This is a genomic window from Mesorhizobium sp. 43Arga (genome assembly GCF_053714255.1).
Window position 1 is genome coordinate 144397 of the sequence record NZ_JBSKBO010000007.1, and the last position, 18861, is coordinate 163257.

17 protein-coding genes are annotated in these 18861 nt (G+C 64.2%); 11 read left to right on the forward strand and 6 right to left on the reverse strand.

Features of this window, described 5'->3' with window-relative positions; all coding sequences use genetic code 11:
* Window positions 1–26: 26 nt before the first annotated feature.
* From ACWGS8_RS23665 to ACWGS8_RS23675, 3 genes are read right to left on the reverse strand one after another with little or no spacing between them, the layout of a single operon-like run.
* Window positions 27–3104 (reverse strand): efflux RND transporter permease subunit, encoded by a 3078-nt coding sequence (locus ACWGS8_RS23665; RefSeq protein WP_454583181.1) that lies wholly within the window; start codon window positions 3102–3104, stop codon window positions 27–29.
* Window positions 3104–4174, reverse strand: coding sequence for an efflux RND transporter periplasmic adaptor subunit (locus ACWGS8_RS23670; RefSeq protein WP_454583182.1), 1071 nt, complete (start codon window positions 4172–4174; stop codon window positions 3104–3106). The genes ACWGS8_RS23665 and ACWGS8_RS23670 overlap by 1 nt, the downstream gene beginning before the upstream one ends.
* The gene (locus ACWGS8_RS23675) at window positions 4171–5310 is read right to left on the reverse strand and encodes an efflux RND transporter periplasmic adaptor subunit (protein ID WP_454583183.1); all 1140 of its coding nucleotides are present in this window, start codon (window positions 5308–5310) and stop codon (window positions 4171–4173) included. The genes ACWGS8_RS23670 and ACWGS8_RS23675 overlap by 4 nt, the downstream gene beginning before the upstream one ends.
* Before the next feature lie 238 nt (window positions 5311–5548).
* Here ACWGS8_RS23675 and ACWGS8_RS23680 point away from each other — a divergent pair, with 238 nt between their 5' ends.
* Window positions 5549–6826: a 4-aminobutyrate--2-oxoglutarate transaminase gene (locus ACWGS8_RS23680; protein ID WP_454583184.1), complete on the forward strand. Its 1278-nt coding sequence runs from the start codon at window positions 5549–5551 to the stop codon at window positions 6824–6826.
* A gap of 66 nt (window positions 6827–6892) precedes the next feature.
* Here the strand turns inward: ACWGS8_RS23680 and ACWGS8_RS23685 are convergent, their stop codons facing one another.
* Genes ACWGS8_RS23685 through ACWGS8_RS23695 form a run of 3 tightly spaced genes read right to left on the reverse strand, consistent with a single transcriptional unit; the run spans window position 6893 to window position 8746 of the window.
* Entirely contained in the window at window positions 6893–7219 is a 327-nt protein-coding gene (locus ACWGS8_RS23685) for a type II toxin-antitoxin system RelE/ParE family toxin (RefSeq protein ID WP_454583185.1), read from the reverse strand.
* A gap of 5 nt (window positions 7220–7224) precedes the next feature.
* Complete coding sequence (locus tag ACWGS8_RS23690; protein ID WP_027061046.1) at window positions 7225–7455, reverse strand: type II toxin-antitoxin system ParD family antitoxin; 231 nt, start codon at window positions 7453–7455, stop codon at window positions 7225–7227.
* 37 nt (window positions 7456–7492) lie between these two features.
* Window positions 7493–8746, reverse strand: a complete 1254-nt coding sequence (locus ACWGS8_RS23695; protein ID WP_454583186.1) for an NAD(P)/FAD-dependent oxidoreductase — start codon at window positions 8744–8746, stop codon at window positions 7493–7495.
* 434 nt (window positions 8747–9180) lie between these two features.
* On the opposite strand from ACWGS8_RS23695, the gene ACWGS8_RS23700 reads away from it, so the two are divergent.
* The 10 genes from ACWGS8_RS23700 to miaB all read left to right on the forward strand — a co-directional run bounded on the left by ACWGS8_RS23700 (window position 9181) and on the right by miaB (window position 18827).
* The gene (locus tag ACWGS8_RS23700; RefSeq protein ID WP_454583187.1) at window positions 9181–10470 is read left to right on the forward strand and encodes an imelysin family protein; all 1290 of its coding nucleotides are present in this window, start codon (window positions 9181–9183) and stop codon (window positions 10468–10470) included.
* Window positions 10471–10581: 111 nt separating this feature from the next.
* On the forward strand, window positions 10582–10893 hold the full coding sequence (locus ACWGS8_RS23705; protein WP_454583188.1) for a (2Fe-2S)-binding protein: 312 nt from the start codon (window positions 10582–10584) through the stop codon (window positions 10891–10893).
* The gene (gene bfr / locus ACWGS8_RS23710; RefSeq protein ID WP_454583189.1) at window positions 10859–11344 is read left to right on the forward strand and encodes a bacterioferritin; all 486 of its coding nucleotides are present in this window, start codon (window positions 10859–10861) and stop codon (window positions 11342–11344) included. Before ACWGS8_RS23705 ends, bfr begins: the two co-directional genes overlap by 35 nt.
* Before the next feature lie 12 nt (window positions 11345–11356).
* Window positions 11357–12955, forward strand: a complete 1599-nt coding sequence (locus tag ACWGS8_RS23715) for a di-heme oxidoreductase family protein (protein WP_454583190.1) — start codon at window positions 11357–11359, stop codon at window positions 12953–12955.
* On the forward strand, window positions 12955–14034 hold the full coding sequence (locus ACWGS8_RS23720) for an imelysin family protein (protein WP_454583191.1): 1080 nt from the start codon (window positions 12955–12957) through the stop codon (window positions 14032–14034). Before ACWGS8_RS23715 ends, ACWGS8_RS23720 begins: the two co-directional genes overlap by 1 nt.
* Before the next feature lie 3 nt (window positions 14035–14037).
* Window positions 14038–15141 (forward strand): DUF1513 domain-containing protein, encoded by a 1104-nt coding sequence (locus tag ACWGS8_RS23725; protein ID WP_454583192.1) that lies wholly within the window; start codon window positions 14038–14040, stop codon window positions 15139–15141.
* A 97-nt stretch (window positions 15142–15238) separates the two neighbouring features.
* Window positions 15239–15916, forward strand: a complete 678-nt coding sequence (tsaB, locus tag ACWGS8_RS23730) for a tRNA (adenosine(37)-N6)-threonylcarbamoyltransferase complex dimerization subunit type 1 TsaB (RefSeq protein ID WP_454583193.1) — start codon at window positions 15239–15241, stop codon at window positions 15914–15916.
* On the forward strand, window positions 15916–16410 hold the full coding sequence (gene rimI, locus ACWGS8_RS23735) for a ribosomal protein S18-alanine N-acetyltransferase (protein ID WP_096453298.1): 495 nt from the start codon (window positions 15916–15918) through the stop codon (window positions 16408–16410). The genes tsaB and rimI overlap by 1 nt, the downstream gene beginning before the upstream one ends.
* A gap of 130 nt (window positions 16411–16540) precedes the next feature.
* Window positions 16541–17341, forward strand: a complete 801-nt coding sequence (locus tag ACWGS8_RS23740; RefSeq protein ID WP_454583194.1) for a lysophospholipid acyltransferase family protein — start codon at window positions 16541–16543, stop codon at window positions 17339–17341.
* Window positions 17342–17417: 76 nt separating this feature from the next.
* Window positions 17418–18827 carry a tRNA (N6-isopentenyl adenosine(37)-C2)-methylthiotransferase MiaB gene (miaB, locus tag ACWGS8_RS23745; protein ID WP_454583195.1) on the forward strand — a complete coding sequence of 470 codons (1410 nt, stop codon included), beginning with the start codon at window positions 17418–17420 and terminating at the stop codon, window positions 18825–18827.
* The last annotated feature ends 34 nt before the right edge of the window (window positions 18828–18861 follow it).

Consider the following 18861-nt stretch of genomic DNA (forward strand, 5'->3'; position numbering starts at 1 on the left):
CGTCGAGTCCTGGAACCGACCTTACCTCACGTCTCTGCAGCAGCCGCCTTGTCCTGCCCCTGCTTCGGCTCCTTGATCCGGAACCACGTCACATAAAGCGCCGGCAGGAACAGCAGCGTGATGGCGGTACCCGCGATGATGCCGCCCATCATCGCATAGGCCATCGGGCCCCAGAACACTTCGCGCGCGATCGGGATGAGCGCCAGGCTGGCGGCGGCGGCCGTCAGCGCGATCGGCCGCATGCGGTGTTCGGTGGCCTCGATAACGGCCGCCCAGCGGTCCTTGCCCTCGGCGACGAGGTCCTCGATCTGCACGATCAGGATGACCGAGTTGCGGATGAGGATGCCGATCAGCGCCAGCACGCCGAGAATGGCGACGAACCCGAGCGGCGCCCCGCTCGGCACCAGGGCCGCGACCACGCCGATCAGCCCGAGAGGCGCCACCGCCACCACTAGGAACAGGCGCTGGAAGCTCTGCAACTGGATCATCAGGATGGTGGCCATGACGAACAGCATCAGCGGCACCACCGCCGCGATCGGCCCCTGGCTCTTGGCGCTTTCCTCGACCGAGCCGGCGGTCTCGACCGAATAGCGCGGCGGCAGCTTGGCGATGAAGGCATCGACCGACGGCTTCAACTCGTTGACCACGGTCGCCGGCAGCGTATCGCCGACCAGTCCGGCGCGCACGGTGATCGTGGGAATGCGGTCACGCCGCCATACCGTCGGCTGCTCCAGCTCGTAGCGGAAGTTGGCCACCGCAGCGAGAGGGATCGCCTCGCCGGTGCTGGTCGGCAGCTGCAAGTTCTGCAGCGTCCCGATCGAGCCGCGTTCGGCATCGCGTGAGCGCGCCACGACATTGATCAGATAGGTGGCGTCGCGCACCTGCGTGATGGTGGCGCCGCCGACCGTGCTGTTGAGCGCGCTGGCGATGTCGGAGGAGGTGATGCCGAGCTGGCGCGCCTTGTCCTGCAGCACGTCGACCCTCAGCACGCGCTGCGGCTCGTTCCAGTCGAAAGTGGGTGCTGCCAACCTCGGATTGGCCGAGATGAGGCCTGCGAACTGCTGTGCCAGCTCGCGCACCGTCTGGATGTCGGGACCGCCGACGCGATACTGCACCGGACGGCCGACGGGCGGCCCGAGTTCGAGCAATTTGACGAAGGCGTCGGTGCCGACGAACTCCTCGCGCAGCAGCTTCTCCAGCGCCGGCTTGACCCGGTTGCGGGCTTCGAGGCTCTTGGTGACGATCACGGTTTGGCCGAAATAAGGGTTGGCCGGCTGCACGTCGTAGGCCAGCACGAAGCGCACCGCGCCCTCGCCGATATAGGATGAGAAATGGTCGATGTCGGGATTGCCGACCAGCGCCCGCTGCTCGAAGCGCTCCATCTGGTCGCGCGTCTCGGCGATCGAGGAATTCTGCGGCAGGTTCCAGTCAACGATCAGCTCGGGCCGGTCGGAGGGCGGGAAGAACTGCTGCTGGACGAGACCGAAGCCGGCGATCGAGGCGGCAAACAACAGCACCGTGGCGATGATGGTCAGCCAGTGGTGGCGCACCGAGCCGACAAGCACGCTCCGGAACAGCGAAGTGAGGCGCCCAGGCTGGTCGTGGTGCTTCGTCTTCATCGTCGCCGGCAAGATGGTGACGCCGAGCAGCGGCGCGAACAGCACCGCCACGATCCATGACACCAGAAGCGATACGGCGATGACGACGAACAGCGTGAAGGTGTATTCGCCGGCCGCACTCGAGTTGAGGCCGATCGGGATGAAGCCGGCGACGGTCACCAGCGTACCGGTCAGCATCGGAAAGGCGGTCGACGTGTAGACATAGGTTGCCGCCTTGCGCAGATTGTCGCCGACCTCCAGCCGCGCCACCATCATCTCGACGGCGATCATGGCGTCGTCGACCAAAAGGCCGAGCGCGATGATCAGCGCGCCGAGTGAAATGCGCTGCAGCGATATGCCGAGATAGGCCATGACCGTGAAGGTGATGGCCAGCACCAGCGGGATCGACAGTGCCACGACAAAGCCGGCGCGCATGCCCAGGCTGATGAACGATACCGCGAGCACGATGGCCACCGCTTCGAACAGCGCGCGTGTAAAGCCCGAAACCGCCTCCTCGACGATGACGGGCTGGTCGGCCACCAGGTGCACGCCGACACCGATCGGCAGGTCCGCCAGCACCTTGTTCATCTCCTTGTGCAGCGCCTCGCCGAACTGCAGCAGATTGGCGTTGGGCCTCATGCCGATGGCCAGCGCGATCGCGTCCTGACCGTTGAAGCGGAACAGCGCCGTCGGCGGATCGGTATAGCCGCGGGTGATCGTCGCCACATCGCTCAGCCGGAAGAAGCGGTCGTTGACGCGCAGATTGATGGCACGCAGGCTGTCCTCGGAGGTGAACTGGCCGCCGACGCGCACGCTGATGCGCTCCGGTCCGGACTGGATGACGCCGGACGGCGTGATCGCGTTCTGCGCCTGCAGGCTTGCCACGATCGCCTGCTGGTTGAGGCCGAGAGCGGCGATCTGGCGGGTGGAGAATTCGAGATAGATGGCTTCGTCCTGCGCGCCGACGAGATCGACCTTGCCGGCATTCGGCACGGTCAGGATCTTGGTGCGGACATCCTCGACATAGTCGCGCAATTGGCGCGGCGTCAGCCCGTCAGAAGTGAAGGCGTAGATGTTGCCGTAGACATCGCCGAAGCGGTCGTTGAAGAACGGCCCCTGCACACCTTGCGGAAACTGCGCCTTGATGTCGTTGACCATGTTGCGCACCTGAAGCCAGTTCGGCACGACATCGCGCGCCCTGGTGGTGTCCTTCAGGTTGACGAAGATGACGGTCTGACCGGCGGTGGTGATGGATCTGGTGAAGTCGAGGCTATCGAGCTCTTCGAGCTTCTTCTCGATGCGGTCGGTGACCTGCTGCAAGGTCTCCTTGACCGACGCGCCCGGCCAGTTGGCCTGGATGATCATCGTCTTGATGGTGAAGTTGGGGTCTTCCTCACGGCCGAGATTGAGGTAGGAGAAGATGCCGGCCACGACGAAGACCAGCATGAAATACCAGACCATGGAGCGGTGGCTGAGCGCCCAGTCGGAGAGATTGAAGCCCTTCATCAGACGCCACCCTCCGGCACTTTGACCTTCTGGCCTTCGATCAGGCTGTGGACGCCCGCGGTGACGACGCGCATGCCGGCGTCAAGCCCTTCAGCCACCGTAAAAGTGCCACCATTCTTCGACGCGACCTTGATGTCGCGCGTGCTCACGCTCGATGTCTGCGGATCGACGATCCAAACCTTGTCGGAACCGTTCTTTTCCAGCAGCGCCGACATGGGCAGTTCGATCGTCGGCGCCACCTCGGTCACGCGGGTCGCCGTAACCGTCGAGCCGAGCCGAAAGGCCTGTGGCGGATCGGTGAGCGTCAGCTTGACGCGCCGGGTGCGGGTCGAGCCCTCGGCCTGCGGCGCGATCTCGCGCAGCTTGGCCTGGGTCTCGATCGTCGGCAGCGATTGCAGGATGACCTGGAATGGCGTGCCAACCGTCAGATCCCCGGTCAACTGATCGGGAATGTCGACCACGGCTTCGCGCAGATCCGAGCGCGCCACGGTGACGACCGTGTGGCCGGCCGAGACGGTCTGTCCGACCTCGGCGCCGACCGCGGTGACGACGCCGTCGAAATCAGAGAACAGCCTGGCATAGCCAAGCTGCTCCTGCGATTTGGCAAGCGAAGCCTTGGCTCGCTCGACATTGGCTTCCGCCGCCTTGCGTGCCTGCTGCGCGGCATCGAAGACGGCCTGCGAGGCGTTGGCCGAGGCAAGCAGCTGGCGCTGGCGCTCCTCGCTGGCGGCAGCATTTGCGAACTGGGCCTCGGCATTGGAGAGCTCGGCCCTGGCCGCTTGCACCGCCAGCTCCAGCGCGGTCGGGTCGAGTGCTGCGATCGTGGTGCCCTTGCTGACGATGTCGCCGACCTTGACGTCGCGCGAGACGACCCGGCCAAGCAGGCGGAAGGCAAGGTCGGCGCTGATCTGCGGCTCGACCGAGCCGGCAAAGCCGAAGGTTTGCGTCGTGCGCGGCTCGACCACGACCGACAGCACCGGCCGGATGATCTCCGGCGGCTTTTCCTCCGACTTCGAGCAGCCGGCAAGCGCGCCAAGCGCGAACAGGCCAAGCATGATGGACCGGTTCATTGGGCCGCCCCCGATATCTCGACCGTCTGGCCGGGACTGAGCAACTGCCCGCCTGCGGTCACGACGCTTTGGCCTTCGTTCAGCCCGTTGGCGATGACGACCGTGCCTGAATCGAAAGCCAGCACCTCGACCGGCGTCGTCGTCACCGCCTTGGTGGAGGGGTCGACGATCCAGACCGCCGGTTTGCCGGCGCTGGATGTCAGCGCCTGCCAGGGCAGCAGGATCGCCTTCGCCGGCTTGGCGCCGACCGAGCCGATGACGGCCGCCCCCAGCGGCATGCCGGCGGGCGTGTCGGCAATGCCGACCTTGACCCGGATCGAACCGGAGGCCTGGTCGACCACCGGCGAGATTTCGCGCACTTTGCCTGTCGCCCTGACCTGGGGATCGGACAACAGCGTGATCGTCACCGCCGGCGAGGCCGGCGTCCTGGCGACCAGCGTCTCCTGCACGTTGAAGACGGCGTCGCGGTCGCCGTCCTCGGCGACGGTGAAGACGGTTTGCGCCGCCTGCACCACCTGGCCGGTTTCGACCTGGCGGGCGGTGATGACGCCGGGTGCGCCCGCCTTGAGCTCGGTGAAGGACAGGTTCTGCTGGGCATTGGCGAATGCGCTCCGCGCGGCATCGACGCTGCCTTGCGCCACTTTCATCGCCTGGTCGGCGGCGTCATAGTCGCGCCTGGTGGTGAAGCCCTGGGCAAGCAGCGTCTTCTGCCGCTCGAAGGCGGCGGCGGACTGGGTCAGCTGCGCTTGTGCCGCATCGAGATCGGCCTGTGCGGAACGCAGGTCGGATTGCTGCTCCTGCGGATCGATGCGTGCAAGCACCGCGCCCTGGTCGACATGCTGGCCGACATCGACAAGCCGCTCGGCAATGCGGCCGCCGACCCGGAACGACAGATTGTTCAGCGTGCGCGCCGCGATCACGCCTGTCAGCGAGGTTCTCGGCGCATAGTCGGCCATCGCCACCGTTTCGGTGCGCACCATGATCGGCAGTCTCTTGTCTGCCGCTTCCTGCTTCTGGCAGCCGGCCAGCAGCAATGCGGTTGCGCAGGCGCACATTGCCGAGGCGATTGGAAATGACAAAAGGCTGGAGGTTCTGACGGATGGCGGCGAGACGGACGATGTCGCGTTCCTGCTCATGGGCTCCCCCAAGCCGCGGGTCGCTCGCTGATCGCGATGCCTCGCGGCTGTCAGGAGGATAATCGATCCCCGAAAAAAGGAAACCGGTCTCGTACGCGTATCGCCCGACTGGTTGAGGGCGGGATCTTCCCGTCGCAGGCCCAATCGGCCGCCGGTGGTGCCGACTTGAGGAAAACATGAAATAAGGTCAGAAGACATCTGATCAACGAGGACGGGCGCCGGCCCGATGAAGGATATCATGAAGAATTCAGCCATTTCCGAACGCAAAAACCAGTCGATCTCGCGCGGCGTCGGCATGACCACGCAAATCTATGCCGACCGGGCCGAAAATTCGGAAATCTGGGATGTCGAAGGCCGCCGCTACATCGACTTTTCCTCGGGCATCGCCGTCGTCAACACCGGCCACCGCCATCCCAGGGTGATCGAAGCGGTCAAGGCGCAGCTCGACCGTTTCACCCACACCTGCCACCAGGTTGTCCCCTATGAGAGCTATGTGCGGCTGGCCGAACGGCTGAACGCCATGCTGCCCGGCAAGTTCGAGAAGAAGACCATCTTCGTCACCACGGGCGCCGAGGCGGTCGAGAACGCCATCAAGATCGCCCGCAACGCCACCGGACGCCCGGCCGTCATCGCCTTCGCCGGCGGCTTCCATGGCCGCACCTTCATGGGCATGGCGCTGACCGGCAAGGTCGTGCCCTACAAGGTCGGCTTTGGCGCCATGCCCGGCGACGTCTATCACGCGCCGTTCCCGGTGCCGCTGCATGGCGTGTCGGTTGCCGATTCGCTGGCCGCACTCGACCGGCTGTTCAAGGCCGATGTCGATCCGGCCCGCGTCGCCGCCATCATCGTCGAGCCGGTTCAGGGCGAGGGCGGTTTCTACGAGGCGCCGCGCGAATTCTTGACCGCGCTGCGCAAGCTCTGCGACCAGCACGGCATGCTGCTCATCGCTGACGAGGTGCAGACCGGCTTTGCCCGGACTGGCAAGATGTTCGCGATGGATCACCACGAAGTCGCGGCCGACATCACCACCATGGCCAAGAGCCTGGCCGGGGGCTTCCCGTTGTCGGCCGTTACCGGCCGCGCCGAGATCATGGATGCGCCTGGCCCCGGCGGCCTCGGCGGCACCTATGGCGGCAGCCCGATCGGCGTCGCCGCGGCACACGCGGTTCTCGACGTGATCGCGGACGAAAAGCTCTGCGACCGCGCCAACACGCTGGGCGCGCGGCTGAAGCAGCGCCTGCAGTCGATCCGCGACGACGTGCCCGAGATCGTCGATATCAGGGGCCTCGGCTTCATGAACGCGGTCGAGTTCAACGACGTCAAGAAGGGCCTGCCCTCGGCCGAGATCGCCAACGCCATCCGGCTGAAGGCGCTCGACAAGGGTCTGATCCTGCTGACCTGCGGCGTCTACGGCAACGTCATCCGCTTCCTCGCACCGATCACCATCCAGGACGAGGTCATGAACGAGGCGCTCGACATTCTGGAAAGCTCGATCCGCGAAGTCTGCGCTGCCTAGCGTTCGACCCCCCACCCCGCTGCTTTGCAGCGACCCTCCCCCCAAGGGGGAGGGTAATACGTGCCGTCAGGAGCTTGGATTCTGTAGCCAGGCGGGAATGTCCCGCTTGGCATGCAGCACCCGCCACACATCGATATGGTCGGGCTGCTCAAGATAGAAGATCAGATATGGATAGCGCTTGAGTTGCATAGTGCGCAGACCAGGCAATCCAATGTCGTAGGCAAACCTAAGAGAGCCAGATCCCGGATGGCTCGCTATCAATCTGTAGGCGTTTTGAAGCTCCTCGACGTAGCCCAATGCCACGTGCGAACCAACTTCACGCACATAGAAGTCAACAGCATCCTCGATATCCCGCAGAGCAAGGTTTCGAGGAATAATCGCCTTTGTAGCCACTTAAATTATTGGCCCTGCGCCCGTTTTCGCAGCGCGGCAAAATAGTCATCATCAACGGGAGCACCTGGCGCCGATGACGCGCCCTCAAGGAGGAGACCGCGCAGAAGTTGACGGTCCTGATCGTGGCGGATTAATTCACGCACATACTCGCTGCTCGTGCCATAGCCGCGATCCGTCACTTGCTGATCGACAAAGTGCTTCAAGCTGTCGGGCAGTGAGATATTCATAGTGCTCATTCAGCCATTTTATGGGCTATGGCAAAAATTGGCAACCCTATGCTCTGGCCTTGGCTGGCTCCATGCTCTGAAAGGCAGCGAGAGCCGCTTTCAGCCCTTCGGGACCCATGGCCACCGTCTCCGGCGCCGGCGAGAAGCCGGCGCCGAGCATCTTGCGGCCAAGCATGTGGTCGCCGGGGCGGTTGACGGATTCGATGCCGAGCAACCGGTCGCCGGCATAGTGGTAGATCGAGAACTTGTTGTCGGGCAGGTCGCCCAGCACGACATGGCTGTCGCCGCCGGCGGTCAGCCCGACCATCTGCAATTTCATGTCGCCAATGTCGGACCAGAACCATGGCACCGCCGAATAGGCATCCGCGTGACCGGTGATCGTGCGCGCCGCGAGCCGCGCCTGATCCGTGGCGTTCTGCACCGATTCCAGCCGCACGTCACCGCCGGTGAGCCAGTGCCGGTAGGAGGCGGCGTCACCGATGGCGAGAATGTCGGGCACCGAACTGCGCATCTGGTGATCGACACGGATGCCGTTGGCGATGGTGAGGCCGGCGTCCTGCGCCAGTTCGACATTGGGCACGGCGCCGATGCCGACGATGACCATGCGCGCCGGCAGGATTTCGCCCGACGAGGTGATCGCGGCCGTGACATGGCCGTTTTCGCCTTCGAGCCTTGAAATCGAGGTGCCGGTGAGGATGCGCACGCCTGTCGCCTCCAGCCGCTGACGGACATGGCTCGCCACCACAGGGGCAACGGCGCGGCCGAGCAGCCGGTCGACCGCTTCCACAACCGTCACCGTGCGGCCGGCCGCGCGCAGCGTCGCGGCGATCTCCAGCCCGATGAAGCCGCCACCGAGGATGACGACATCTTCGCTCCGTGTGCTCAGGTCGCGGATTTGCCGGGCATCGGCCAGCGAACGCAACGACAAAACGCCGGACAGATCCGAGCCAGGCAGCGGCAGGAGACGCGGGCGCGATCCGGTCGCCAGGATCAGATGGTCGAAGGCAAGCGCGCCACCGCCTGATATCTCCAGGCTGCGGCGGCCCGCATCGATGCGCTCGATCCGCACGCCCGGCCGGTAGTCGATGGCGCTGCCGGTATAGAAGGCCTCACCCCGAAGCGGCTGCGGTTTGGCCTCGGCGTCCTTGATGAAGGTCTTCGACAGCGGTGGCTTGTGGTAGGGCAGTTCGTTCTCGTCACCGATGAGGATCACCGGTCCGTCATAGCCGTCCTCGCGCAGACTGGCGGCCGCTTGCACGCCCGCATGACCCGCACCGACAATGACCACGCCGTTCTTCATCGCGTCCCAAATCCTGATTCGATCCTAGGATCTCTCGGCAGGTGGCAATTGTCTGGCGCCGCCACAAGAGAGCGTTTGCGGGTCGCACCCGGAACGGCGGCTGTCAATCGTACAGTTCGACGGCAAAGCCGGTGCAGCCGAGACGTAAAGTTGACTGCTGTAGTTTAGAATAATTCTAAACTATTGTTTCAATTGGCTTTTCCCGTAGATTTTCGTTGACTTCCATCGGCGCCGAAGCTTTATGGCAGCCTGCGTATTGGCGCATCCCTTTGATGTCTGGGCCTTGAACCCGTTCGATTGGAGGCATTTTGGTGTCTTTCTTCCCCCAACCGCGCAATAGCGCGGCAAATCTCGGCGCTTTTGGCAACGACGTGGCCCTGCGCCGGTCGCCGCGCGCGCCGCTTTTGGAATTTCCCAGAAACTGGAGAGTGATAATGACAGCACGATATGGCGGCAGGCTGGCGGCGATTGGTGCCACGGCGCTGCTGACGGCGGCGGTGTTCGTGCTGCCTGCCAAGGCGGAAACGGACGCGAAAGTGGTCATCAAGACCTATTCCGATATCGCGCTTGCCAAATATGAGGATTCGCTGACCACGGCGCAGGCTCTCGACAAGGCCGTCGATGCGCTGCTGGCCAAGCCGTCGGCGGAAACGCTCAATGTCGCCCGCGACGCCTGGAAGGCCGCGCGCGTGCCCTACCAGCAGACCGAGGTCTATCGCTTCGGCAACAAGATCGTCGACGACTGGGAAGGCGAGGTGAATTCCTGGCCACTGGACGAGGGCCTGATCGACTATGTCGCCAAGAGCTACGGCACGGAATCGGACACGAATTCGCTCTATACGGCAAATGTGATCGCCAACAAGGAAATCGGGATCAACGGCAAGAAGGTCGACGCTTCGAAGCTTTCGCCTGAATTCCTCTCCGGCACGTTGCAGCAAGCCGGCGGCGTCGAGGCCAATGTCGCCACCGGCTATCACGCCATAGAATTCCTGCTTTGGGGCCAGGATCTGCATGGCACCGGCCCGGGTGCTGGCGAGCGCCCTTACACCGACTACGACCTCAAGAACTGCACCGGCGGCAATTGCGACCGCCGTGCCGAATATCTGAAGTCCGCCACCGCCCTTCTGGTTTCAGACCTGCAGAAGATGGTCAACGACTGGAAGGAAGACGGGGCCGCGCGCAAGAACCTCGTCGATGGCGAGCCGAACACGGCGATCTCGGTCATCTTTACCGGCATGGGCTCGCTATCCTACGGCGAACTGGCAGGTGAACGCATGAAACTCGGCTTGCTGCTACATGATCCGGAGGAGGAGCAGGACTGCTTCTCCGACAACACCTACAATTCGCATCTCTATGACGCGATCGGCATCCGCGCCGCCTACCTGGCCAGCTACACGCGCCTAGACAGCACCGTCGTTTCCGGACCTTCGGTGCACGACATGGTCAAGGCGGCCGATCCGGCGATCGACAAGGAGCTGTCCGACAAGCTCGACGTCACCGTCGCCAGGATGGAGGCGATCAAGGCGCGGGCGGAAGCTGGCGAGGCCTATGACCAGCAGATCGCCGAGGGCAACGCGGCGGGCAACGCCACCGTGCAGGCGGCGATCGACGCGCTGATCGATCAGACCAAATCGATCGAACGCGCCGTCGGCTCGCTGAAACTCAACGCCATCGCCTTCGAGGGCTCCGACAGCCTCGACGCACCCGACAAGGTGTTCAAGTAAGCGCCGAAACTGGAGCCCGGTCCGAAGCTGATAATCGGCTTCGGAATGGGTTCCGGGACCAGAACAAGCCACACGGCGCGGGAGACGCCGTCAGCCATCCGAGCACTGTAAATGCTGATCTGCCACTGCAACATCATCACCGAGAAGGAGATCGAACAGACGATCGTCGGGCTGCTGGACCTGGACCCCTGGCAACTCATCGTGCCGGCCAAGGTCTATCACGCGATGCAAAAGCGTGGCCGCTGTTGCGGCTGTTTCCCAAATGTGGTCGAAACGATCATTCGGGTTACCGAAAATTACCACGCCCGCTCGGAGGCAAGCAGCGTGGATATCGTTTCACATCTGGATCGCGTCAGAGGCCTGCGCGTCCAATACGGGAGCAGAACCCATGAAAGGCGAAAGTCTGATCATCGAGCGGCTTAACGAGGCTCTTTTCCTGGAGCTTGGAGCCGTCAATCAATATTGGGTGCATTTCCGTCTGTTGGAGGATTGGGGGTACACGAAGCTGGCCAAGAAGGAGCGGGCCGAATCGATCGAGGAGATGCACCACGCCGACAGGCTCATCGCCCGGATCATCTTCCTTGAAGGCCATCCGAACCTGCAGTCCGTGGCGCCGCTGCGCATCGGGCAGAACGTCAAGGAAGTGCTCGAATCCGACCTTGCCGGCGAATATGACGCGCGCACTGCCTACAAGCGTTCGCGCGAAATCTGCCATGAGATAGGCGACTACGTGACGATGAAACTGTTTGAGGATCTGCTGGCTGACGAGGAAGGTCATATAGACTTCCTTGAGACGCAGCTCGACCTGCTCGCCTCGATCGGCGAGGAGAAGTACGGCCAGCTCAACGCCGACCCGGCCAACGAGGCGGAGTAAAGGCATGCGGGAATGCGGCGCCTGCTAGAATTCTTGCGCCGCTCGCGGCGGGCCGTCGGCTCGCCGTTTCGCCAGAAAAAACCCGCCGGACTGGCCCGTCGGCGCTGCGCCATAATCTTGTTGACGCTGACGTCGTCCGCGCTTGCCGGTGAGCTTCAGCCGGCCGGGCTCGCCACCACGCGCAGCGACCTCGACCAGAAAGACCAGGCGCGCGTTACCGCCGTCACCAGGCCGACCACGGATTTCTCCAAACCCGAGCCGTTCGAGTTGATGCAAGGCGGCGCCGGCACCCGGAAGGACGTCAGCCGCGATTCCTTCTCGCAATCGTCGGCCAACATCACCTTTGAGGAAGAGGGCACTTTCAGCCTCGGCAACGCTTTGTTCCGCAAGAACTGGGTGTCGTCGCCATCTTCGACGCAGGCATCGGATGGGCTTGGTCCGCTGTTCAACGAACGCGCCTGCCAGAACTGCCATCTGAAGGACGGCCGCGGTCGCCCGCCGCAAGGCGATACCGGCACCACCTCGATGTTCCTGCGGCTGGCGCGCGACGCTAGCAACGCCGAGGAAAAGGCAGCCCTCGCCGACCGCGAACTGCTCAACTTCCCCGACCCGGTCTATGGAACGCAGTTGCAGGAACTGGCCGTGCCCGGCTTGCTCGGCGAAGGCCGGATGCGCGTCGACTATCAGGAACGGCAAGTGACGCTGGCGGACGGCACGATGGTTTCCCTGCGCAAGCCCGGCTATTCCGTCACCGGTCTCGCCTATGGGCCGCTTGATTCGCGCACCACGCTGTCGCCGCGTCTGACGCCGCCAATGATCGGCCTTGGCCTGATCGAGCAGATTGCGCCGGCTGACATTCTTACTCATGCCGATCCGGAAGACCGCGACAATGACGGCATCTCTGGCAAGCCGAACATCGTGCGTGATGGGCAGAGTGGCAAGCTGACGCTTGGCCGTTTCGGCTGGAAGGCGCAGACCGCGACGATCCGTCAGCAGGCGGCGGACGCCTTTGCCGGCGACATTGGCATCTCGACGCCGGAAGAACCAAAACACTGGGGCGATTGCACCGCCGCTGAGGCAAAATGCCTGGCCATGCCGAATGGCGTGCAGGCACGCCTCGGTCCGGTCGAGGCGCCGCCGCCGGTGATGGATCTCGTCACCTTCTATTCGCAGAGCCTGGCCGTGCCGGCGCGCCGCGATCTCGCCGCGCCTGACGTGCTCGCCGGCAAGAAGCTCTTCTACGAGATCGGCTGCGTTTCCTGCCACACACCGAAATTCGTCACCCGCCGCGACGCGCCTGACAAGGCGCAGGCCTTCCAACTGATCTGGCCCTATTCCGACTTCCTGCTGCACGACATGGGACCCGACATGGCCGACGGCCAGGCGGTGGGCGACGCGACGGGCAGCGAATGGCGCACCCCCCCGCTGTGGGGTATCGGCCTCACCGAAACCGTCAACGGCAATTCCTTCTTTCTGCATGATGGCCGCGCGCGCAGCCTGACCGAGGCGATCTTGTGGCATGGTGGTGAGGCGCAGAAGGCGCGCGACCGCTTTGCCGCCGCCAACGCCGCCGAGCGTGACGCGCTGGTCAAATTCGTGGAGTCACTGTGATGCTGAAACGCTCTGCATTGGTTTTCGTTCTTCCGCTGGCTCTGCTCGGTGTTTTCCCGGCCTCGGCGGCGGTGAAAGCCTCCGACATTATCCAGCGGGCGATCGACGGCTTCGTCCGCCCGGCCTATGCCGACCTGCACCAGCATGCCGAAACCTTGACGCAAGCGATGCGCAAGCTCTGCGAAGCGCCCTCGCAAGGGGAACTCGATGCGGCGCGGGCCGAGTTTTCGGCCACGGTCTATGCCTGGTCATCGGCCGAGATCATCGGTTTCGGGCCGATCAAGGAGAACAACCGGCTGGAGCGCACGCTCTACTGGCCGGATCGCAAGAGCATTGGCCTGAAACAGGTGCAGGCGGCGTTGGCGGACAAGGATCCGACCGCCACCGATCCGAAGCAACTGGCCGGCAAGAGCGTCGCCATGCAGGGGCTAGGCGCGCTGGAATTCGTGCTTTTCGGCGACGGTGCCGATGTGCTGGCGGGCAAGGACGATCCCTATCGCTGCGCCTATGGCGCGGCGGTTGCCGGCAATATCGAAACCATGGCCGGCGAGGTCAGCTCGGCCTGGAACAGGCCTGACGGCTTTGCCGCGCTTTGGGCCAATCCGGGGCCGCAGAACGCGCTCTACCGCGACGGCAATGAGGCGGTGACGGAACTGGTCGGTGTCTTCATCAACGAGCTGGAGATGGTGAGGGATGTCCGCCTGAAAGGGTTCCTTGGCGGCAAGCCGGATGCGGACAAGCCGAAACAGGCGATCTACTGGCGCTCGCAAAACACCGCCAATGCGCTGGCAGGAAATCTCGCCGGCATCGACGTGCTGTTCCAAGCCTCGAAGCTTGGCGACGCGCTGCCGCCCGATGCGCGCTGGATGGCGGAATCGATCCATATCCAGCTGGTCAACGCCGTCGCCACCGCGAAATCCATTCAGGGTCCGATCGACAAGACGCTCGCCGACCCGGCGCTACGCGAAAAGCTTGAGCATTTCGCGCTGATCACCTCCAGCCTGTCGACCCTGATCGGCACCCGGCTGACCGCCGAATTCGGTCTGACCGCCGGCTTTTCCTCGCTGGATGGAGACTGATCCTTGAAGACGCCGCTGATCGATCGTCGGGATTTCCTCAGAGCCGCCGGCATAGGTTTCGCTGCCGCGATGGCGCCGTCGGCCTGGGCAAACACGCTTGCCGCCGACGCAGTCTTCGCCACCGCTTTCGTCAAGCGCGACGGCGGTTTTGGTGCCGCCATCCTCTCCGAGGCCGGCAAGGTGCTGCATGCGATCGACCTGCCCGACCGCGGCCATGACGTCACTTTCGATCCCCTGTCGAAGCGCTCGGTGGTCTTCGCCCGCCAGCCGGGCACCTTCGCCGTCGTTTTCGATCATTCGGGCCGCGACGCGCCGCAAACCATCGCCAGCATCACCGGCCGGCATTTCTTCGGCCACGGCGTGTTCTCGCCCGACGGCGCACTGCTCTATGCCACCGAGAACGATTTCGACAATGCGGCCGGCGTCGTCGGCGTCTACGATGCGCGGGCGAAATTCAGTCGCCTCGGCGAATTCCCGACCTATGGCGTAGGCCCACACGAACTCCTGCTCATGGGCGACGGCCGGACGATCGCGGTCGCCAATGGCGGCATCGAGACCCATCCGGACTATGGCCGGGCCGAGCTCAACATCGCCACCATGAAGCCGTCCTATGTGCTCATCGACCGCGTCACCGGTGACCTGATCGAAAAGCATGAATTGCCTGCTTCCCTGCACCAGCTGTCGATCCGTCACATGGATACCGACCCGTCCGGCACCGTCTGGTTTGGCTGCCAGTACCGGGGACCGGGCACCGACCGTCCGCTGCTGGTCGGCCGCGCCCTGCGCGGCAAGGAGTTGCAGCTTCTCGACATGCCGCAGGACGTGCTGTCCGGCTTCCGCAACTATATCGGCTCGGTTGCCGCCAATGCGACAGCCGCCACCGTCGCCGTCTCGTCGCCGGAAGGCAATTCGCTTGTGGTGATCGATGCGGCCAGCGGCCGGATCGTCTCGTCCAGCGCACTGGTCGAGGTCTGTGGCCTGGCGCCGGACGGATCGGGCTTCATGGCCACCACGGGCGCCGGGGAGATTATTGAGGGCGGCGGTGCGACGCGGTCAGAACCGGACTATGTCTGGGACAACCACATGCTGCGCATCGAGCAGGTCTGAAAGCGCGGCGGCGGAACCGAAGCCGCTTAACAAATTATGCTTGCGGTGGCGCGCCCTGGCGGGCACAGGGAAGTTGTTTTTCGGAACCGGTCGTTTCATGAAAGTGCTTGCCATCGACTGTGCCGCCAGCCTCTGCGCCGCCTGCGTCTACGACGCGGCGGCCGGGCGGGAGCTTGGCCGCTCGGTGCTCGATCTCGGCAAGGGTCATGCCGAGCACCTGATGGCCGTCATCGCCGAGGCGCTGAACGCCGCCGCAACCGACTATTCCGGCCTTGCCGCCATTGCCGTTTCCGTCGGCCCGGGTTCCTTCACCGGCCTGCGGGTCGGTGTGTCCACGGCGCGTGGCCTGGCGCTGGCGCTGAAGATTCCGGCGGTCGGCGTGACGACGCTCGAAGCGCTGGCGGCCGAGGCCGCAGTGGCATTTCCCGGCCGCGACGTGCTGGTGGCGCTCGATGCCGGTCGCGAGGAGATCCACGCAGCGTTATACGACAAAGCGTTAGTTTTAACTTACGGTCCGGCGGTGACCATACTTGCAGACGCCGTGGCCATGGCGACGGAACAGTCTTTGGTGCTGGCCGGTACAGCAGCCGCACAGATCGCGGCCTCGGCCGCGCGCACCTTCGACATCGGCCCTCGCACGGCCACAGCCGACATTGCCACATATGCACGTCTGGGGGTCGCCAAAGGCGAGGGCGAAAGGCCGAAACCGCTTTATCTGCGCGGCGCGGATGCAAAGCCGCAAGCCGGATTTATTCTTTCGAGGCAACAAAATTAATGCGCATACCTTTTCTCCAGCCGCGCCGCCGGGACTATGCTCTCGAGCCGCTCAGGATCACCGACAGCCCGGCTGTGTCGTTGCTGCACCGTGAGGATTTTGTCCGCCCGTGGACCGATGGCGAGTTCGCCGCCCTGCTCGAACAGGACACCGTGTTCGGTTACGCCGCGCGCGAGACCGGGCAGGGCGCCAAGCCGCCTGTCGGCTTCGTGCTGGCCCGTCTGGCCGCCGGCGAGGGCGAGATCCTGACGGTCGCGGTGGCACGCTCGCACCGCCGCCAAGGACTGGGCTGGCAGCTGATGGATGCGGTGCTGCGCGAACTGCACGCGCAGCGCGCTGAAGCGCTGTTCCTGGAGGTCGACGAGACCAATGTCGCCGCGATCGCCCTCTACCGCCGGCTGGGGTTCCGCGAGGTTGGCAAGCGCCCGGATTACTACAAGTCGCCCGATCGCGGGCCGACCGGCGCGCTTGTCATGCGCCGCGATCTTCGCTAGCCAGGCGCCGCATGACCCCGAAAATCGGTTCCGATTTTCGGAAAGGATCATGCGCCACAATTAGAGTGTTACAGCGTCCTTTGTGCGTCCAAGAGGACGCGCGGCGCTGTAATGGCAGGGCCAGGACAGCATGATCGGAAAAATCAGGATTTTCCTGGCCCTGGGCCTCGTCGTCGCCGGTTCGCTGGTCCTGGTGCCACTGCAGATACTGTCGATGAAGACCGGCTGGTGGCCGGAAACCGTCATTCTCAAGATCTGGCACAGGCTGATCCTCAGGGCGCTCGGCATGCGCGTCCATGTCAAGGGAACGCTGTCCGACAAACGCCCCTTGCTGGTGGCTTCGAATCACATCTCCTGGACCGATATCATGGTGCTGGGCTCTTTTGCCGATGTGAAGTTCATCGCCAGGGCCGATATGGAAGGCTGGCCGCTGATCGGCATGCTGTCGAAACTGCAGCGCACCGTCTTCATCGAGCGCGAACGCAAGCGCTCCGCGGGCGACCAGGCAAGCGAGATCGCCAATCGCATGGCCAAGGGCGATGCCATGGTGCTGTTTGCCGAGGGGTCGACCGGTGACGGCAATGCCGTCCTGCCCTTCAAGAGCACGCTCTTCGGCGCCGCCTCGATGGCGATTTCGGAGGGCGCGGCCGAGCAGGTATTCATCCAGCCGGTGGCGATCGCCTATACACGCCTGCACGGCGTGCCGCTCGGCCGCCGCCACCGGCCGATGTCGGCCTGGATCGGCGACGAGGACCTGATGCCGCATCTCAAGGTGCTGATGGCGGAAGGCGCGCTCGACGTCGAGGTGCATTTCGGCGCGCCGATCGCCTTTGCCAAGGGCTCGAACCGCAAGGAAACGGCCAGGCTGATGGAAAACCAGGTGCGCGAGATGATGCAGGCGGCACTCGCCGATCCGCGCCCGAGCCGCTAGAGCCGGGCCGTTCGCCTATGGGCACACGCCGAGAATCGTCTGTTTTTTGTCACGGAAAGGCGCTAGAAGCCGCCGGATGGACTTGAACACGATCGAAAGCGACGACATCGGCAGCGTGGCCGGAGAGCCGGCAGTGCGCGGCACGGCAGCGAAAAAGGTCTTCATCAAGACCTATGGCTGTCAGATGAACGTCTATGATTCACAGCGCATGGGCGATGCGCTGGCCGCCGACGGCTACACCGCGACCGAGGCCATCGACGAGGCAGATCTGGTGCTGCTCAACACCTGCCATATCAGGGAGAAGGCGGCCGAAAAGGTCTATTCCGAGCTCGGCCGCATCCGCGACATGAAGGCGGAGCGCGCCATTGCCGGCCGCGAACTGCTGATCGGCGTCGCCGGCTGCGTGGCGCAGGCCGAGGGCGCTGAGATCATTCGCCGTTCGCCGGCCGTCGATCTGGTCATCGGGCCGCAGACCTATCACCGTCTGCCCGACGTGCTGGCGAGGGTGCGCGGCGGCGAGAAGATCGTCGAGACCGACTACGCCATCGAAGACAAGTTCGACCATCTGCCGCAGCCAAAGCGCGCCGAGGTCGTCAAGCGCGGCGTCACCGCCTTCCTCACCGTGCAGGAAGGCTGCGACAAGTTCTGCACCTTCTGCGTGGTGCCCTATACAAGAGGCTCGGAAGTGTCGCGGCCGGTGGCGCAGATCGTCGCCGAGGCCGAACGTCTGGCCGAAGCCGGCGTGCGCGAGGTGACGCTGCTTGGCCAGAACGTCAATGCCTGGCATGGCCAGGGTGACAATGGCGAGGAATGGGGCCTTGGCCGCCTGCTGTTCCGGCTGGCCGAAATCCCCGGCCTGGCGCGGCTGCGCTACACCACCAGCCACCCGCGCGACATGGACGACGAACTGATATCGGCCCACCGCGACCTGCGGTCGCTGATGCCCTATCTGCATCTGCCGGTGCAATCGGGGTCCGACCGCATCTTGAAGGCGATGAACCGCAGGCATACCGCCAGGGATTATCTGGCCCTGCTTGACCGCATCCGCGCTGCGCGGCCCGATATCGCTTTGTCCGGTGACTTCATCGTTGGCTTCCCCGGCGAGACGGAGGCCGATTTCGAGGCGACCATGGAACTGGTGCGCCAGGTGAACTACGCTTCGGCCTTTTCGTTCAAATATTCGCCACGCCCCGGCACGCCGGGCGCTGAAATGGCCGACCATGTGCCGGAAACGGTCAAGGACGAGCGCTTGCAACGGCTGCAGGCGCTGCTGTTGAAGCAGCAGCAGGACTTCGGTTCGAGCCTGGTCGGGAGCACCATCGACACGCTGATCGAGAAGCCCGGCCGGCAGGCCGGCCAGAAGGTCGGCCGCTCACCTTGGCTGCAGCCGGTTATTGTTGATGAAAAGGCCGGCGAAATCGGTGACATTATCCAGGTGCGAATCACGAAGACGGGCTACAATAGCCTGTTCGCCGAATTGGCCTGATGGTCTCGGCAGATGAGGAGAGACGGTTGAGCGC